The following is a 16,564-nucleotide window of genomic DNA, read 5'->3' on the forward strand; positions in this document are numbered from 1 at the left end:
ATCGGGAAGGTGGGGTGACCATCCTCCGTGTCAGGGCACCCCACGTACCCCGGCACGGCCCCCCACAGGAGAGGTCGACGTTGTGAAGCACCGACGCATACCCACCCGGCGTGCGGCGATCGCCGGCGGAGCCGTGGTCGCTCTGCTCGGAGTGGGAGTCACCTTCCAGACTGCGAACGCCAGCGAGGAAGCACCCCGGACCACCGTGAAGACCCTGTCGGCGCCGGCGGCGGCATCCCTCGCCGCGACGCTCGACACGTCGCTCGGCGACGACGCGGCCGGCGCGTACTACGACGCCGCCGCCAAGAACCTCGTCGTCAACGTGGTCGACGAGGGCGCCGCCGACGCCGTGCGCAAGGCGGGCGGCAAGGCCAGACTCGTCGAGCACACCCTGGCCGAGCTGACGGGCGCCCGCCAGACGCTGAAGAGCCGGGCGGCCATACCCGGCACGTCCTGGGCCGTGGACCCGGTGAGCAACAAGGTCGTCGTCACCGCCGACCGCACGGTCAAGGGCGCGAACTGGGAGAAGCTCGACCAGGTCGTGAAGGGGCTCGGCGCCAAGGCCGAGCTGCGCCGCACGCAGGGCGAGTTCAAGCCCTTCCTCGCGGGCGGTGACGCCATCCACTCCGGCGGCGGCCGCTGCTCGCTCGGCTTCAACGTGGTCAAGGACGGAGCCCCGCACTTCATCACGGCCGGCCACTGCGGCGAGTCCGGCAGCGAGTGGTCGGACTCCCAGGGCGGCGCGGCGATCGGCACCATGGTCGACTCGCAGTTCCCGGGCAACGACTTCGCGCTGGTCAAGTACGCCGGTGACACGGCGCACCCGAGCGAGGTCAACCTCTACAACGGCGGCAGCCAGGCGATCACCAAGGCGGCCGAGGCGACCGTCGGCATGAAGGTGACCCGCAGCGGCTCGACCACCCAGGTCCACGAGGGCGAGGTCACCGGCCTCGACGCCACCGTGAACTACGGCAGCGGGCAGGTCGTCGAGGGGCTCATCCAGACGAACGTCTGCGCCGAGCCCGGCGACAGCGGCGGCGCGCTCTTCTCGGGCGACGCGGCGGTCGGCCTCACCTCGGGCGGCAGCGGTGACTGCTCCTCGGGCGGCGAGACGTTCTTCCAGCCGGTCACCGAGGCGCTCAGCACCCTGGGCGCGCAGATCGGCTGACGTACGGCCCGGCGCACCGGGTGACGCACTGGCTGACGTACGGCCGGCGCAACAGGTGACGTACGGGCCGACGCATCCGTACGACGGACGTCGCACGTCCTGAGGTGACACCCAGTCAGGGGCCCCGGGCCGCCGCACCACCGGCGGTCCGGGGCCCTTCCGTGTCCGGTCCCCGATGTGGCCGATCATCGCCTTTGCCCGGCTTGTGCGGTGGGCAGGATGGGGGCGGAGAACCAACGGATCACCTGGGAGACCGCATGTTCGGAAAGCCGTCGCACCGCCGTTCGTCGCGTGCCGTGGTCACCGTGGGCGCCGTCTGCGCCCTGGCGCTGGGCACGGCCGCGTCGCCCGCCGCCGCCGGCACCCACAGCTGGAACTCGTTCGGCACCACCAAGGCGTCCGCCCGTTGCACCGGCGACATCGGGTCGCAGGGCCGCTTCCTGCACGACGGCGACCGGTTCTGGATCGAGGACGTGTGCGGACGCGACGGCCTGGACGCCGTGCTGCTCGGCAACGTGACCGGGGACAGCGCCCCGGAGGTCGTGGTCTGGGCCACCGGGGGCGGCGGCGACGAGAACAGCAGGTCCTACGACGTCCCCGAGGGGAGGGCCGTCCATGTGCGCGCGTGCGTCGGCGACCGGGCCGACGACGCCTACTGGGGCTGCGGCACGTGGGAGCGCGGTGTGGCCTGAGCGGGCGGGGGCCGGGGCGGCCCGGGGCGGCGATCCGACGACGGAGGAGTCACCTGATCGGCCGGACCGGTTCTAACCGTCCGAGCCGGTGGTGGAAGGCGGCACCTCGACGACGAAGAACAGGAAGCAGGGTCTGGCCGAAAGGTCGTGGAAGCCGTCGGGGAAGAGTTCACGGGCGGCCGGGTCGGGCTGCGGCTCGCTGATGCCGACCAGGCGGAAGCCGGCGGTGGTGAAGGCATCGGTCATCGCGTGCAGCGGCTTGCGCCAGAACTTCATCGGGACGGTCTGCCCGCCGAACGTCCAGTCGAAGGTATAGCTGGTGGTCGCGAAGTAGTCGGGCCGAGGTTCCTGGATCGTGTAGGCCACGAACGGATGGTCCACCGATGCGATCAGCCGCCCGCCGGGCCTGAGCACACGCCGCAACTCGGCCAGTGTCGGCCCCCAGTCCTCCAGGTAGTGCAGGACCAGCGAGGAGACCACGACGTCGAACGCGCCATCGTCGAAGGGCAAGTGGTCACGAAGGTCGACCTGGTGCAGGTCCGCGTCGTCACCGAGCCGTCGCTCGGCCAGGGACAGCATCCTGGCGCTGGAATCGATGCCGGTGACGACGGCGCCGCGGTCGCGAAGTGCCGCGGACAGGGGGCCGGAGCCGCAGCCGGCGTCCAGGACCCGGCGGCCGGCGACCTCTCCGGCGAGGTCCAGCATCGCGGGCCGCACGTAGTGCGCGTTCACGAGGTTGTACTCGGTCTCCGCCGAGTACGCCTCGGCGAAACCGTCGTAGTCGTTCACCCGGGCCGGATCGGCGGGACGGTCGAGGCGCTCGGGTGCATCGGTTGAGCGGTCCATCGTCGCAGCCTAGTGGCCACGGGATCCGCCGGACACTGTTCAGGAGGGATCGGCGCCGGCGGGCCGGTCGTCCTCCCGGCCGGTCCGCCGGCGGACCGCGGACATCACCAGGGTGACCACGGTCCCGAGGACGGCCCAGATGGCGAGGACCTGCATCGCCCCGGAGAGCGCGTTGCTCTTGAAGTACGCGATCGAGCGGGCCGCCCAGGTGCCCGCGCCCGGCGGCAGGGCGGGGCCGATGGCCCGCCAGAAGTCGGGCAGCATCGGGGCGGGGAAGGCGCCGCCCGCGCTCGGGTTGCCCGCGATCACGATCAGCAGGACCGCCAGGCCGATCCCGACGATCCCGAAGACCGCCTGGAGCGCGAGCGTCACCGCGCCCACCGCGAAGACCACCAGGGTGCCCAGCCCCCACAGGGCGGCGACGCTGCCGGGCAGGGCACCGAGGACCGGGCCGACGATCACCGCGCCGCCGAGGCCCCCGAGGAGCGCGGAGAGCGCCAGGACGGCGAGCCGGATGACGGCGCGCTGCGGGTTTGCGGGCCGGGATCCCGCGCTGATCGCCAGGATCGAGGCGAGCAGGTAGCCGCCCACGCACCACCCCACCACCAGGTAGAACGCGGACAGGCCGTCGAAGTCCTGGGGGGAGGCGGGAGCCACGTCCACCGTCCGCACCGTGCGGTTCTGCGGCTTCTCGACCTCGGTGACGATCGTGCCGAGGGCGTTGGCGAGGACGGTGCCGCCGCCGGAGGCGACCAGCAGGGTGTCGGTGGTGCCCCTCGGGTCGATGATCAGGGCGCCGTCGATCTCCCGGTCCATGATCTGCCGCCGGGCCTCCTCCCGGTCGGGGAGCACCCGGGGGTCGAGCGGGTCGCCGGGCAGCTTCGCCAGCCGGTCCGCGGCCCCGGCGGCGGCCGCCTCGGGCGCCACCACGCCGAAGGGGACGTCCGTGGGCTTCGGGTCGTGCAGCGCGCCCACGTAGGAGGCGATGAACAGCAGTTGGAGGGCGAGGACGCCGACGACCAGCAGCGCGGCGCGGGGGGTGACGGCGTTCCTGACTTCGGCGGCGAGCTTCATGTCCCCACGCTCCGGGGCGCACCCCGTTCACGCAGGTGGGGCGGGCCGAATGGCGGACCCGATTCGTGTCGTACGAATGTTCGAAACTGGTCTATGGTGGAAGAGGGGGAGGTGAGACCGGATTGATCCAGGAGGTGCGGGTGCCAGGGTTCACGCATCTGCACACCGTTTCGGGCTTCTCCCTGCGCTATGGGGCCTCGCACCCGGAGCGGCTGGCGGCGCGCGCCGCCGAGCGCGGCATGGACGCCGTCGCCCTGACCGACCGCGACACCGTCGCGGGCGCGGTCCGCTTCGCCGCGGCCTGCGCCAAGGAGGGCGTCCGCCCGGTCTTCGGCGTCGACCTCGCGATCGCCGGGCCGGCCGGGGAGACGGGCTCCGCGGGCCCTGGCCACCGGGGCGGCCCCGGCTTCCCCGGCCACCAGGGCCGGGCGGGCTCGCCGGGCCGCCCCGGCTCCTCGGGCCGCCCCGGCTTCCCGGACCGCCCCGGCTCCCCGGACCATCCGGGCTTCACGGACCACCCCGGCTTCCCGGCCGACGGCGACGGGTACGGCCACGGCGACCGCCCCGGTGCCGCCGGCCGCTCCCGGGCGGGCACCGAGCGGCGCCGCACCCCCGTGCGCGGCGGCGCCTTCGTCGACGAGTCCGCACCCCGCGCGGTCTTCCTCGCCCGCTCCCGCCAGGGCTGGGCCACCCTGTGCCGGCTGATCACCGCCGCGCACACCGCGGACGGCACCCCCCGGCTGCCGTGGCGGGAGAACCACGGCGACGGCGTGACCGTGCTGCTCGGGCCCGACTCCGGGATCGGCCGCGCCCTCGCCGCCGGCCGCCCCGACCACGCCGCCCGGCTCCTCGCCCCCTGGCGCGACGCCCACGGCGACGCCCTGCGGCTGGAGGTCGTCCACCACGGGCGCACCGGCACGGGACCCGGCTCCCTCCGGCACGCCGCCCGCACCCTGGGCTTCGCCGCCGAGCAGGGCGTGCGCGCCGTGCTCACCAACGCCGTGCGGTACGCCGACCCCGGCCAGGGCCCGGTCGCCGACGTCCTCGACGCGGCCCGCCGCCTGGTGCCCATCGACCCCCGCAAGGGGCTCGACAGCGGGGAGCGCTGGCTGAAGGACCCCGCCGCGATGGCGGCCACCGCCGAGCGCGTCGCCGAGGCCGCCGGGATGGGCCGCGACGCCGCCCACCGGCTCCTCGCCATGACCGAGGAGGCCGCCGCCGCGTGCCTGGTCGACCCCGAGGGCGACCTGGGCATCGGTTCCGTCCACTTCCCCGAGGCCCACCTGGTCGGCGCCGGCCGGCGCACCGCCGAGCGGGTGCTGCGCTCCCGCTGCGCCGCCGGGATGGTGCTGCGCGGCCACGACCGGAAGCGGGAGTACTGGGACCGGCTGGAGGACGAGCTGCGCACCATCGAGCGGCTCGGCTTCGCCTCGTACTTCCTCACCGTCGCCCAGGTCGTCGACGACACCCGGGGGATGGGCATCCGGGTCGCCGCCCGCGGCTCGGGCGCGGGCTCCCTGGTCAACCACCTCCTCGGCATCGCACACGCCGACCCGGTCGAACAGGGCCTGCTGATGGAGCGCTTCCTGTCGGTGCGGCGGCCCGTGCTGCCCGACATCGACATCGACGTGGAGTCCGCCCGCCGCCTGGAGGTCTACCGAGCCATCCTCGACCGCTTCGGCCCCGAGCGGGTCGCCGCCGTCGCCATGCCCGAGACGTACCGGGTGCGCCACGCCGTGCGCGACGTGGGCGCCGCGCTGTCGATGGACCCCGCCGAGATCGACCGGATCGCCAAGGCATTCCCGCACATCCGCGCCCGGGACGCCCGTGCCGCGCTGGACGAGCTGCCCGAGCTGCGCCGGCTGGCCGGCGAGCGGGAGAGGTACGGGAGGCTGTGGGAGCTGGTCGAGGCGCTGGACGCGCTGCCGCGCGGCGTCGCCATGCACCCGTGCGGGGTGCTGCTCTCCGACTCCTCGCTGCCGTCGCGCACGCCGGTGGTGCCGACCAGTGGCGAGGGCTTCCCGATGTCGCAGTTCGACAAGGACGACGTGGAGGAGCTGGGCCTGCTCAAGCTCGACGTGCTCGGGGTGCGGATGCAGTCCGCGATGGCGCACGCGGTCGCCGAGATCGAGCGGGCGACCGGCGAGGTCGTCGACCTCGACGACCCGGAGCAGGTGCGGCCGGGCGACCCCGCCACGTACCGGATGATCAAGTCCGCCGAGACGCTGGGCTGCTTCCAGATCGAGTCGCCGGGCCAGCGCGACCTGGTGGGGCGGCTCCAGCCGTCCACCTTCCACGACCTGGTGGTCGACATCTCCCTGTTCCGGCCCGGTCCGGTCGCGGCCGACATGGTGCGGCCGTTCATCGAGGCCCGGCACGGCCGCGCGCCGGCCCGCTACCCGCACCGCGACCTGGAGGACGCGCTGAAGGAGACGTACGGGGTCGTCGTCTTCCACGAGCAGATCATCAAGATCCTCGACATCATGACCGGCTGCGGGCGGGAGGAGGCCGACGCGGTACGGCGCGGACTGTCCGATCCCGAGTCGCAGGGCCGGATCAAGGACTGGTTCGCGCGGCACGCGAAGGAGAGGGGGTACGCGGACGACGTGGTCGCCCGGACCTGGGAGATCGTCGAGGCCTTCGGCTCGTACGGCTTCTGCAAGGCGCACGCGGTGGCGTTCGCCGTACCGACGTACCAGTCGGCGTGGCTGAAGGCGCATCACCCGGCCGCCTTCTACGCCGGGTTGCTCACCCACGATCCCGGCATGTACCCCAAGCGGCTGCTGCTGGCCGACGCGCGGCGGCGGGGGGTGCCGGTGCTTCCGGTGGACGTGAACCGGTCGGCGGTCGCCCACCGGATCGAACTGGTGTCTGGTTCCCTGGGGAAGTGGGGCCTGCGGCTCGCGCTCTCCGACGTCCACGGCATGAGCGAGGCGGAGGCCGCCCGCATCGAGGCCGGCCGGCCGTACGCCTCACTGCTGGACTTCTGGGAACGGGCCAGGCCCAGCCGTCCCGTCGCCGAACGGCTCGCCCAGGTCGGCGCGCTCGACGCGTTCGGTGGCAACCGGCGCGACCTGCTGCTGCACCTCGCCGAACTCCACCGCCTCCAGCGCGGCTCCGGCTCCTACGGCGACCAGCTCCCGCTCGCCGGCGGCCGGAGGTCCGCGCCCATCGGACTGCCGGACCTCGACGAGGCCGAGCGGCTCAGCGCCGAACTCGGCGTGCTCTCCATGGACGCCTCGCGGAACCTGATGACCGACCACCACGCCTTCCTGGCCGAACTCGGCGTGGTCTCCGCACAACGGCTGCGCGCGGTGCCGAACGGCCGGACCGTGCTGGTCGCGGGCTCCAAGGTGGCCACCCAGACCCCGCCGATCCGGTCCGGCAAGCGCGTCATCTTCACCACCCTCGACGACGGGACGGGCCTGGTCGACCTGGCCTTCTTCGACGACAGCCACGAGCGGTGCGCGCACACCGTCTTCCACTCCTGGCTGCTGCTGGTGCGCGGCGTGGTGCAGCGGCGCGGCCCGCGCAGCTTCAGCGTGGTCGCCTCGGCCGCCTGGAACCTCGCCGAACTGGTTGAACTGCGGCGCGAGGGCGGCCTGGACGCGGTGGCGGCCCGGCTGGCGGAACCGGCACCCGGAGCCCCTCCCGGTTCCCCCTCCGACAGCGGCCGCCGCATCACCATGCCCACCGGCTACGAGATGAACCCCTGGGCGGACCTGCGCCCGGCGGGCGAAGGGGCGGAGAAGGTCCCGAAGAAGCTGTGGCACCAGAGCCAGGGGAGCGCGGGATGATCCTGTACGTACGATTCCGGCTGGAGCCGATGTACGAGTCGCTCCTGCCGCACCTGGTCGCCCTGCTGGGCGAGTTCACCCCCGTCGTCGAGGCCGCCCCGCCCGACGCCGCGCTCGCCGACGTGCGCGGCGCCGTGCGGTACTTCGGGCGCGGCCCCACCGAACTGGCCGCCGTGATCCGGGTCAGGGCGCTCGCCCTGTACGGCGTGGACTGCGTCATCGGCGCCGGGCCGAACCCGATGCTCGCCCGCATGGCGGCACGGGACGCGGCCCCCGGGACGACCCTGGTGGCCGACGACCCGGAGACCTTCCTGCGCGGCAAGCCGGTCGCCGCGCTGGACGGGGTCGGCCCGGCCACCGCCCGGACGCTCTGCTCCTACGGGCTGGACTCCGTCGGGCGCGTCGCCGCCGCGCCGCTCGCCGTCCTCCAGCGGATCGTCGGCGCGCGGGCGGGGCGCGAGCTGTGGGAGCGGGCGCAGGGCATCGACCGCACGGCGGTCGTCCCCAACGCCGCGTCCCGGTCGGTCGCCGCCGAACGGGCCTTCGACCGTGACGAGCTGGACCGCGACCGGCACCGCCGCGCCCTGCTGTCCCTCGCCGGGGAACTGGGTGCGCGGATGCGGAGCGAGGATCAGGTGTGCCGCTCGCTGACCCTGACCGTGCGGTACGCCGACCGGTCGGCGACCACCCGCACCCGCACCCTGCGCGAACCGACCGCCCACACGGCCGCGCTCACCGAGACCGCGTACGCGATGCACGAGGCCCTGGGACTCCAGCGCGCCCGCGTCCGGGGCATCGGCCTGCGCGCCGAGGGCCTGATGCCCGCCGACAAGGCCGCGCACCAACTCTCCCTCGACCCGTCCGACGACAAGGCCCGCCGTATCGAGGCGGTGGCGGACAGGGCCCGTGCCAGGTTCGGCCCGGGCGCGATCGTCCCGGGCTCACTGGCGGCCTGACGGGCCTGGCCGACCATCGGGGATTTCGCGCCGTGCCGGCTCGGCCTCGGCTTCAGCCATTGTCCCCAGGAGATCGATGGTCATTCTTGCGGACGATGTTGTGCTCCTGGCAGTCGTGGCACCGCTGGAATACCACCTTGTACGTGAAGCCGGAGGGCCGCCCGCGCTTTGCAAAGTCCAAAGCGTGGGCGGCCTCCGCCCAGGAGTGGGGTGCGGGCATTACCCGGTGGACCGGCTGCTGAATTCGCTCACGGTCCACCGATCCGTCTGGCGTATGAAGCTGGTCTCGCCGGCACTCAGAACCACGCCTCCGCCGGCACAGGCCACGTACTCGCTTCGCCGCGGCGCCAGATTGAGCACCACCGCCCCTGCCCCGAACCTGAACGGTTCGGATACCCCGCCCCCGTTCGACACAGGTCCTAGCGCCATTCCGTGGGGATGTGGGCCAACTGCTCGAGGATGTCCCAGTCCTGGGGCTTGAAGGCGGGGGAGTGCCATGCGGCACCGTGCCCCGTCCAGTAGCCTCGATAGTTCCGGACTCCCATGAGGCTTGTGTCGGACACGTCCGATTCGTTCCCGCAGCACACGCAAATGAGCGCGGTAGGCCATCCGTCTTCCCAGAAGAGGTCACCGTCGTCATACCCGCACACCCGGCAGACGGACTCTTCGTCGGGACCGGGGGGCGGTGGGATGTCGGAGGTCATGCTTTCCCTCGTTCCTCAGCGCTCGCGCTGGCCTTGGGCCTTGAGGTAGTCCTCAAGCGTGGGCCACATGTCGGTGTTGAAACCTCTCGGGTTGCTGGCACTCTTCGGAGCCGGCCGGTTCATGCTCTTCGGCACACCGCCACTGTCGTAGGAGACGAGAGTATTGGATTTCTTCTCGTAGACGACATAACCGTTGAGATTGCCGCTCTTGTCGACGCGTTCCCAGACGCGGTACCCGGCTGGGGGTTTGGCATCCATAGCCGCCTGGCGATAGTAGTGAGCCTTCTCCACGTACTGCTTGGCGTTCTGGAGCTCGGGAAATTCAGCGCGGTGCTTGTTCCAATGTTCCAGGGCATTTTTGACGTTAGGGAACTTCTTATTGCTCGCCCAGATGTGGGCCACGGATCCGCTGGCCCGCTCGGCCTTCATGAAGGCTTCGGCGCCGACGAATGCCTTCTTGCCCCACTTGGCGCCGGTGGCCCCCCAGCCGATTATCGGGACTGCTGAGGCTGCGGACAGCGAGGCGTTGGTCGCGTCACCTTCGAGGCCGTACCAGCCCGCGTTTGCCAGGTCGGCGAACTCACCGACGGCCGGGATCAGCCCAACGCCGTCCAGCAGCACGTGTCCGACGCCAGAGACCATGTCCCAGACACTGGTGTCCGCGTCAGCTGCCGCATCGGCAAAGGCTTCTTCCATCTCCTGCAGCGCGGCAAGGTTCTTGCGGTTCTCCTCCTTGAGGGCGGCTTCGGCCTCCTCGCGGCTCTTGGTGACCCATGCCGCGAGTGCGTCCTTCGCCGCCTTGTCCGCCGCCTCCGAGTCCTTACCGGCCGCGATCGCCGACTGCTTGGCCTCATTGGCGTGGGACCAGGCCGCGTCGGCCGAACCGCGCGCGGCAGCTGCGGATGACTCAGCAAGGGCTGCAGAGTGGTTGGCCTCACGGGCGGACTGCCTGGCCTGTGCCTCGGCCTCGGTGGCCTTCTTCGCCGACTCGGCTGCGCGGTTGGCGGCCTCGGTGGCCTTCTTCGCCGATTCGGCTGCCTGCTTGGCGTAGCCCTCGGCCTTGTTCTTCGAGGCCTCGGCCTGCTTGCGGTACTGGTCGGCCTCAGTGGCGGCATCGCGGGCGTCGGCTGCGACGGCTCGGGCCCGGTCGGCGTTCTCCTGCGCAGTCGCCGCGATCTTGGCGGCGTCCTGGACGAGCTTGCTGATCTGCAGGTCGTGAGTGGCCGCGAGCAGGTCCTTGCGCTTGGCCTTGAACTGGCCGGAGACGGCGAACTCGTGCAGAGCCTGGGCCGGGGCCTTGAGGGCGATGCAGGCGGCGACCGTAGCTTCGCTGACGGAGCACTTGTCGGGTGCCGTGGAGCCCATGTCGGCGAGAGCTGCGGCGATGAGACGGTCGTCGTCGTACTGAGCGGTGAACTGCCCGGTGACGAGGAACTGCCGGTAGTGCTCCTCGGAACCCGAGTTCAGGGCGGCGCGGCCGCTCTCCTGAACGTTGGGTCCGCCCTTGCTGATGATCTGCGCGATCTGCACGCGGAATGCGTCGGACGCCGCCGCGTACTGGCCCTTCTCCAGAAAGGAGGTGATCTTGGTGGCGTCGCCGGAGAGCGCGGTCACCGCCTGGTTCCGGACCGGTTCGATCTCCGAGAGGAGGCCAAGGGTCTCGACCCGGGTGCGGTCGTCCTGCTGGGCGGCCTGGGCCCATCCGGTGCGGATGTAGTCGGTGACGTCCTTGTCCGTGCCCGCGAGGGCGACCTCGGCGGCCGCACGACTCCAGGGGCCCCGAACCTTCATCGCGCTGATAGCGATCTTGCGGGCCTTGAGGGCGACATCCTTGGCGTCGGCGCCGGGCGTGTTCACCTCCGCGGCCAGCTTCCCGGCCTCGGCCTCCAGGTCCTTCGCCTCCTTGACTGCGTCCTTACGCGCATGGTCGAAGGCAGCGGTGGAGTCGGCCAGGGCGATGGCCTTCTCCATGCCGGCGTTCGCGCGTTCGGCGCGGTCCTCCTTCTCGATCTGCTGCGCCAACTGGTGGGTCTTGACGGCCTTGGCGACCGCGTCCGACGCACGGGTGGCGGCCTCCTGGGCAGCCTTGGCGTGAGCAGTGGACTGCGCGGCCGCCGTCGCGGCGTCACCGGCGTGTTCGGCCGCCTCGTCCGCCGCCTTGGCGGCGTTGCGGGCGTGCGTGGCCGCCGAGCGGGCGTCGTCGCGTGCGTCCCGGGCTGCCTGCGCCGACTTGCGGGCCAGGTTCCTGGCCTCCTGGGCGGCCCGGGATGCCTCCTTGGCCTGTCGGTCGGCGCGGGCAGCGGCGTGCCGGGCCGTCTGGGAGTGCACACCGGCCTGGTCGGCGAAGTCGCTGGCGCTCCTGGCCGCGCTGGCCGCGTTCTGCGCGTTGGTGCCGGCCTGGCTGGCGGCGTCGGCGGCGTCCGCGGCGCGGTCCGCGGCGATGCTGGCCTGGTTGGAGGCCTCGGCCGCCTTGTCGGCGCCCTGTGCCGCGGACCGCGCGTTCTCCGCGGCGGTACGTGCTTTGGACGCGTCGCTCGCGTTGACGGCGGCGGCGGTCGCCGCACCCCGTGCGGTTGACGCGGCGCCCGCGGCGCCCGCGGCTGCCGAGGCGGCCTGGGCCGCGGCGTTGGCGGCGATGCGGGCGGAGTTGTTGGCGGCGCGTGCAGCACTGATGGCCTGCTGGGCCGCGGAGGCGGCCTGGTCGGCGGCCTTGGCCGCGCGGCCCGCCGCAGCGGCGGCGCTGAGCGCGTCGTTACGCGCGAGCTCGGTCTCCTTGGCCGCCTTCTCGGCTGCCGTCTTGGCCAGTGCCGCGGCCGCGATGGCGCGCTTGGAGGTCTCCTCCGCGGCCTTGGTCGCCACCAGGGCCTGGCGCCCAGCCTCGACGGCCTGCTCGGAGAGCTCGGCGATCGTGGCGTGCTCGCGGTCCCGATCGCGAGCAATGTGCTGGCCCACCTCCAGGAACTCGCGGATGTCGGCCGGGCTGCCCCTCATGGCGATCTTGCCCGCGGCCCGTACGTTCGGCCCGCCGGTGCTCAGGATCTGGGCCAGCTGCAGCCGTTCGTCATCCTCACGCGCCGTGTACTGGCCCTTGTTGAGGAACGCCTGGACGTCGGTGGCGGACCCGTTGAGCGCGGCCTTGCCGGCCTCCTGGACACCGGGCCCGCCGGCGTCCATCAACTGGGCGACACGGAGCCGCTGGTCCTCCTCGAGCGGATGCTTCCACCCGTCCTTGAGAAACGCCTGCAGACCCGCGTCGGACCCCGACAGCGCCTTGCGGGCCGCTGCCTGGACGTTGATGCCGCCCACCGTGGCGATCTGAGCCACAGAAACCCGGTCGTCATCGACCTGAAGCCCAGGGGCAACCTTGTCAAGGAAGTGCTTCACCTCGGCGTCGCTGCCGGTGAGGGCAACCTCGGCGGCAGCCTTGACGCCGGGCCCGCCTTCCTTCCAGAGTTCCACGACCTTGCCACGGTCGGTGGCGGGTATCGCGCTGACCAGGCGCTCGTCATCGTCTAAACCATCGTCAGCCAGAGCCGGTGCGGAGCCCAACAGCCCCACGACCAAGGCAACCGGCAACAGGCTCACCAACAGCGCCCGCAGGGTGCGCCACGCCCTTCTCGCGTGCCGGAGGGCACGCAGTCTTCGACTCAAGATCACTCATCTCATCGCCGGCGACACATCGTCGCCGGAGGCCGGTTCGAGGGAGCGGTCGAGAAGTGCACGTTCTGAATGTTCGCGTTCAAGAGAGGCGAACGCGACCCGCCCCCGCTCGGCGTGTGCGGCGTGTGGCGCCAGGAACGGAGGTCGCTGAGGGCGACTGGGTACACACAGTCCGAGTTCGCCGCACACTACCCGACCTTGATCAGGATTAACGACCCGGAGAGTGGTGATCTAGTTCACCTTATGGCGAATTGACAGTCATTGTGGGCGAGTAGTTTCTTATCAACTGAGATTCGCTGATGAGTGTCTGAACTCCGCGTGTGGCGCTGCGAGTTCCCTGTCGTTCGATCCGCGGCTGCCAAGCAGCCGCTTCCTGTAAGGACGCCCCACGTGTTCACGCATGCCCGCAAGCTGATGGCTGGCGCCGCCCTCGCCGGGGCCGCTGCCCTGGCCCTCGCCGTACCCGCACTCGCCTCGCCGCCCGCCGTCGATGCGCCCGCGGCAGACGCGCCGGTGCCGTACGCCATCGAGACGTTCGACTACCCCAACGCCGCGCAGATTCTCGAACAGAAGACGATCAAGCTGATCCGTGGTGACGGCAACATCCTCCTCGCCGACTGCGACAGCTCCGACAAGGCACAGATCAACGTCCAGGTCACCCGTGGCCCCGACGAGCAGGACAAGCCCAAGCTGTTCTGTTTCCGGGCCACCGCCAAGTCCGGGTTCCTCACCCTCGAAGTGCCGCGCGTGTTCTACATCGAGACTGCCGACCACCCGGTGTCGGCGAAGCTGACCACGGACGCTGGTGACTCCCAGACCGTCAACGTCGCCAAGGACGACTTCAAGACTGTCGGTCAGGGGCTCGGCAAGCCGATGACGACGCTGGTCGAGCTGCGCGTCACCGGCTGACCTCCGGCCGCCGCTCAGAAGACCCTTCCGCAGTCGGGCCGCAGATGTGCCGCACGCCGTCCGCACCGCGTTGCTCGGTGCCTGACGCCACTTCCGGTTCTCTGCCACCCCTCTGCGCCCGTACCCCTAGACAGGAATTTTGCCACCGTGTCCCGTGCACATAGCCGCTCCGCCGTGCTCGCCGCGGCCCTTGCCGCCGTCACCGGCGCCACCGTCCTTACCGGTATGCCTGCCACAGCCGCTACCGGCCCCGATTCCCCCGCCGACACCCGGGCCGCTGTGGCCCGGCTCCACATCGGTGACGGCGCCACCGCGCGCTCCTGCTCCGGCACCCTGGTCGACGGTCAGTGGGTGCTGACCGCCGCGGCGTGCTTCGCCACCGATCCCGCGGCCCCCACGAACGTCGCGCCGGGCAAGCCCACCCTGAAGACCACCGCGACCGTCGGGCGCAGCTCGCTGACCGGGTCGGGTGGGCACGTCGCCGAGGTTGTCGAGCTGGTGCCTTCACCGACCCGCGATCTGGTCATGGCGCGCCTGGCCACGCCGGCCACCGGCATGGCGCCGGTCGGGCTGGCCGCTTCCCCGGCCGGGGAGGGGGACGTTCTGCAGGCGGTCGGGTTCGGCCGGACCCGGACCGAGTGGGTGCCCGGCACGGCCCACACCGCTTCGATGAAGACCGGCACCGTGTCGGATACCGAGCTCACCTTGAGCGGTGCCACCGAGACCGACGCCCTGTGCAAGGGCGACACCGGCGCGCCGTTGCTGCGGGAGGCCGAGGGGCGCGTCGAGCTGGTGGGTGTGGCCACCCGGTCGCGTCAGGGCGGGTGCCTGGGTGAGACCGAGACGCGCACCGACGCCGTCGCCACCCGTACGGACGACATGGCCGACTGGATCGCCACCACCGTGGGGCGGTCGTGGTCGCAGCTGATGACGGCCACCGACTTCAACGGTGACGGCAAGGCCGATCTGCTCACGATCGATGCCGCCGACGACTACCTCTATGTCCAGCCGGGTGACGGCAAGGGCAAGTTCGGCAAGCGCGCCAAGGTCAGCGAGGGCAAGTGGAGCGGCATGCGGCTGCTGGCCGCCACGGACTTCACCGGTGACGGCAAGGGCGACATCCTCGCCGCCAACACCAACGGCAACCTCTACCTCTACCCGGGCAACGGCAAGAGCGGGGTGAGCGGTTCCTCCGTGGCCGGAAGCGGCTGGGGCGCGATACGTCTGGTCGCCGCCGCCGACTTCAACGGCGACAAGAAGGGCGACCTGATCGCCGCCCACACCAACGGCAACCTCTTCTTCTACCCGGGCAACGGCAAGAACTTCGCCGCGGGGACGCTGTCCAGCTCCGGCTGGTCCAACATGCGCCTGCTCGTCGCCGGCGACTTCAACGACGACGACAGGGCCGACCTCTACGCCGTCCACAACAGCGGCACCCTGTACCTGTACGCCGGAAAGGGCAACGGCACCTTCCACGCGGCCAAGAAGACCGGCGACGGCTGGCAGAACATGCGTCTGCTGTCCGGCGCCGACTTCAACGGCGACAAGAAGGGCGACCTGATCGCCCTCCACACCAACGGCAGCGTCTACGCCTACCCCGGGAACGGCAACGGCGGCTTCGGCGCTCCCGTCGTCACCCCGGGGCCGGTCCGGTACGTCGACCTGATCCGCAACGGCACCTTCACCACGAACGTCGACGACTGGTGGGCCGCCGAGCGGGCCTCGATCGTCCACGCCGACGGCACGCTGCTCGCCACCGTCGAGGCGGACACCACCGCCTCGTGGGAAGCCATCGCCGGACAGGGCGCGCTGACCCTCCGCAAGGGCGGCACCTACACCCTGACGTTCGACGCCAAGGCGTCGGCCGCCGCACAGGTCCGGGCCATCGTCCAGCTCGGCGAGGAGCCCTACACCTCCACCCTCGACCAGGTCGTCGACCTCGGCACCGGCCTCAAGCGGTACACCTACACCTTCACGTCCACCATCGACACCACCACCGGATCGCTCAACTTCGAGATCGGTGGCAACCCCGCCAAGACGGCCGTCACCCTCGACAACGTCTCCCTCGTCACCGCGAACTGACGCGGCGGCGACCCGGTGAGGACACCGGCGTGCGGCCCCCGCGCCCCCCCCGGGGCGCCCCCCCGGGCGCCGGGGGCGGTTTGGCGGGCGGGGGGGCGCGCCCGTCGGGGGGGCCGGCCCTCGCCCGGGGGCGGGGGGGGGGGGGGGGGGGCCGGGGGGGGGGGGCCGCCCGCCGGTGCGCCGGGGCCGTTTCGGCGGCCGGGGGTCCGCGCTAGTCGGTGAGCCCGACCTTCGCCAGGTAGCGGTCGAGGTGGGCGGGGTCCTGGGTGGCGAGGCCGATGTGGCCGTCGGGGCGGACCAGGAACAGGCCCGCGCCGAGCGCCTCCGCCAGTTCGCCGTCGGGCACCCGGATCGTGACGACGGCCGGCGGCACGCGGGGCGGGGTGCGGTCCACCGCGAGGAGGGTGAAGTGCGGGCCGCGCATCAGCTCCAGCAGCCGCCGCGGGCCGTCCTCCGTGCCGCACGGCAGGTCCGGTACGCGGTCGCCCGCCCGGACCGCGGTCCCGGCGAGCCGCTCCCGGGTCTCGGTGCTCAGCGCGCTGTCGCGGTAGTGCACCGACAGCAGATGGGTGAGCCGGCCCCGGTCACGCGCCTTCTCGCTGCCCCCTTCCGGACTGCGGCCCGTCCGGTACGGCCGGGAGCTGAGCTCCAGGACGTGCGCGGCGGCGGGGCGGCG

The 16,564-nt window shown here is 72.1% G+C and carries 10 protein-coding genes and 1 pseudogene; 6 read left to right on the top strand and 5 right to left on the bottom strand.

The features are described from left to right. The first annotated feature begins 82 nt into the window (after window positions 1-82). Both A4V12_RS10605 and A4V12_RS10610 read left to right on the top strand, forming a co-directional pair. A complete protein-coding gene (locus tag A4V12_RS10605; protein ID WP_064069031.1) occupies window positions 83-1,168 on the top strand; it encodes a S1 family peptidase in 1,086 nt (361 codons plus the stop codon). Between the two features lie 257 nt (window positions 1,169-1,425). After that, window positions 1,426-1,860, top strand: coding sequence for a hypothetical protein (locus A4V12_RS10610; RefSeq protein ID WP_064069032.1), 435 nt, complete (start codon window positions 1,426-1,428; stop codon window positions 1,858-1,860). 72 nt (window positions 1,861-1,932) lie between these two features. Here the strand turns inward: A4V12_RS10610 and A4V12_RS10615 are convergent, their stop codons facing one another. Then, a complete protein-coding gene (locus A4V12_RS10615) occupies window positions 1,933-2,706 on the bottom strand; it encodes a class I SAM-dependent methyltransferase (RefSeq protein WP_064069033.1) in 774 nt (257 codons plus the stop codon). A 39-nt stretch (window positions 2,707-2,745) separates the two neighbouring features. Next, a complete protein-coding gene (locus A4V12_RS10620) occupies window positions 2,746-3,780 on the bottom strand; it encodes a hypothetical protein (RefSeq protein WP_064069034.1) in 1,035 nt (344 codons plus the stop codon). Window positions 3,781-3,920: 140 nt separating this feature from the next. Between A4V12_RS10620 and dnaE the strand changes: the two genes are divergently transcribed. Together dnaE and A4V12_RS10630 are read left to right on the top strand one after the other, a co-directional pair. Further along, window positions 3,921-7,577 (top strand): DNA polymerase III subunit alpha, encoded by a 3,657-nt coding sequence (dnaE, locus tag A4V12_RS10625; RefSeq protein WP_234372134.1) that lies wholly within the window; start codon window positions 3,921-3,923, stop codon window positions 7,575-7,577. Continuing rightward, window positions 7,574-8,533 (top strand): DNA polymerase Y family protein, encoded by a 960-nt coding sequence (locus tag A4V12_RS10630; RefSeq protein WP_064069035.1) that lies wholly within the window; start codon window positions 7,574-7,576, stop codon window positions 8,531-8,533. Before dnaE ends, A4V12_RS10630 begins: the two co-directional genes overlap by 4 nt. A 419-nt stretch (window positions 8,534-8,952) precedes the next feature. On the opposite strand, the gene A4V12_RS39920 is transcribed toward A4V12_RS10630, so the two are convergent. Both A4V12_RS39920 and A4V12_RS39455 read right to left on the bottom strand, forming a co-directional pair. After that, the gene (locus tag A4V12_RS39920) at window positions 8,953-9,096 is read right to left on the bottom strand and encodes a hypothetical protein (RefSeq protein ID WP_423635801.1); all 144 of its coding nucleotides are present in this window, start codon (window positions 9,094-9,096) and stop codon (window positions 8,953-8,955) included. Window positions 9,097-9,252: 156 nt separating this feature from the next. Next, the gene (locus A4V12_RS39455) at window positions 9,253-12,822 is read right to left on the bottom strand and encodes a hypothetical protein (RefSeq protein WP_267893186.1); all 3,570 of its coding nucleotides are present in this window, start codon (window positions 12,820-12,822) and stop codon (window positions 9,253-9,255) included. A 465-nt stretch (window positions 12,823-13,287) separates the two neighbouring features. On the opposite strand from A4V12_RS39455, the gene A4V12_RS10645 reads away from it, so the two are divergent. Beyond that, on the top strand, window positions 13,288-13,806 hold the full coding sequence (locus tag A4V12_RS10645) for a hypothetical protein (protein WP_234372135.1): 519 nt from the start codon (window positions 13,288-13,290) through the stop codon (window positions 13,804-13,806). Window positions 13,807-13,953: 147 nt separating this feature from the next. After that, window positions 13,954-15,888 carry an FG-GAP-like repeat-containing protein gene (locus A4V12_RS10650; protein ID WP_159028849.1) on the top strand — a complete coding sequence of 645 codons (1,935 nt, stop codon included), beginning with the start codon at window positions 13,954-13,956 and terminating at the stop codon, window positions 15,886-15,888. Window positions 15,889-16,099: 211 nt separating this feature from the next. On the opposite strand, the pseudogene A4V12_RS38545 reads toward A4V12_RS10650, so the two are convergent. Further along, window positions 16,100-16,564, bottom strand: a pseudogene (locus tag A4V12_RS38545) (pentachlorophenol monooxygenase); the annotation flags it as partial.

It is taken from the genome of Streptomyces noursei (assembly GCF_001646665.1).
GTDB classification, from domain to species: Bacteria; Actinomycetota; Actinomycetes; order Streptomycetales; family Streptomycetaceae; genus Streptomyces; species Streptomyces lavendulocolor.

Coding starts and splice junctions, on each gene's coding strand:
- A4V12_RS10630 (WP_064069035.1), top strand. CDS start 7,574: ATGATCCTGTACGTACGATTCCGGCTGGAGCCGATGTACGAGTCGCTC.
- A4V12_RS10620 (WP_064069034.1), bottom strand. CDS start 3,780: ATGAAGCTCGCCGCCGAAGTCAGGAACGCCGTCACCCCCCGCGCCGCG.
- A4V12_RS10610 (WP_064069032.1), top strand. CDS start 1,426: ATGTTCGGAAAGCCGTCGCACCGCCGTTCGTCGCGTGCCGTGGTCACC.
- A4V12_RS10615 (WP_064069033.1), bottom strand. CDS start 2,706: ATGGACCGCTCAACCGATGCACCCGAGCGCCTCGACCGTCCCGCCGAT.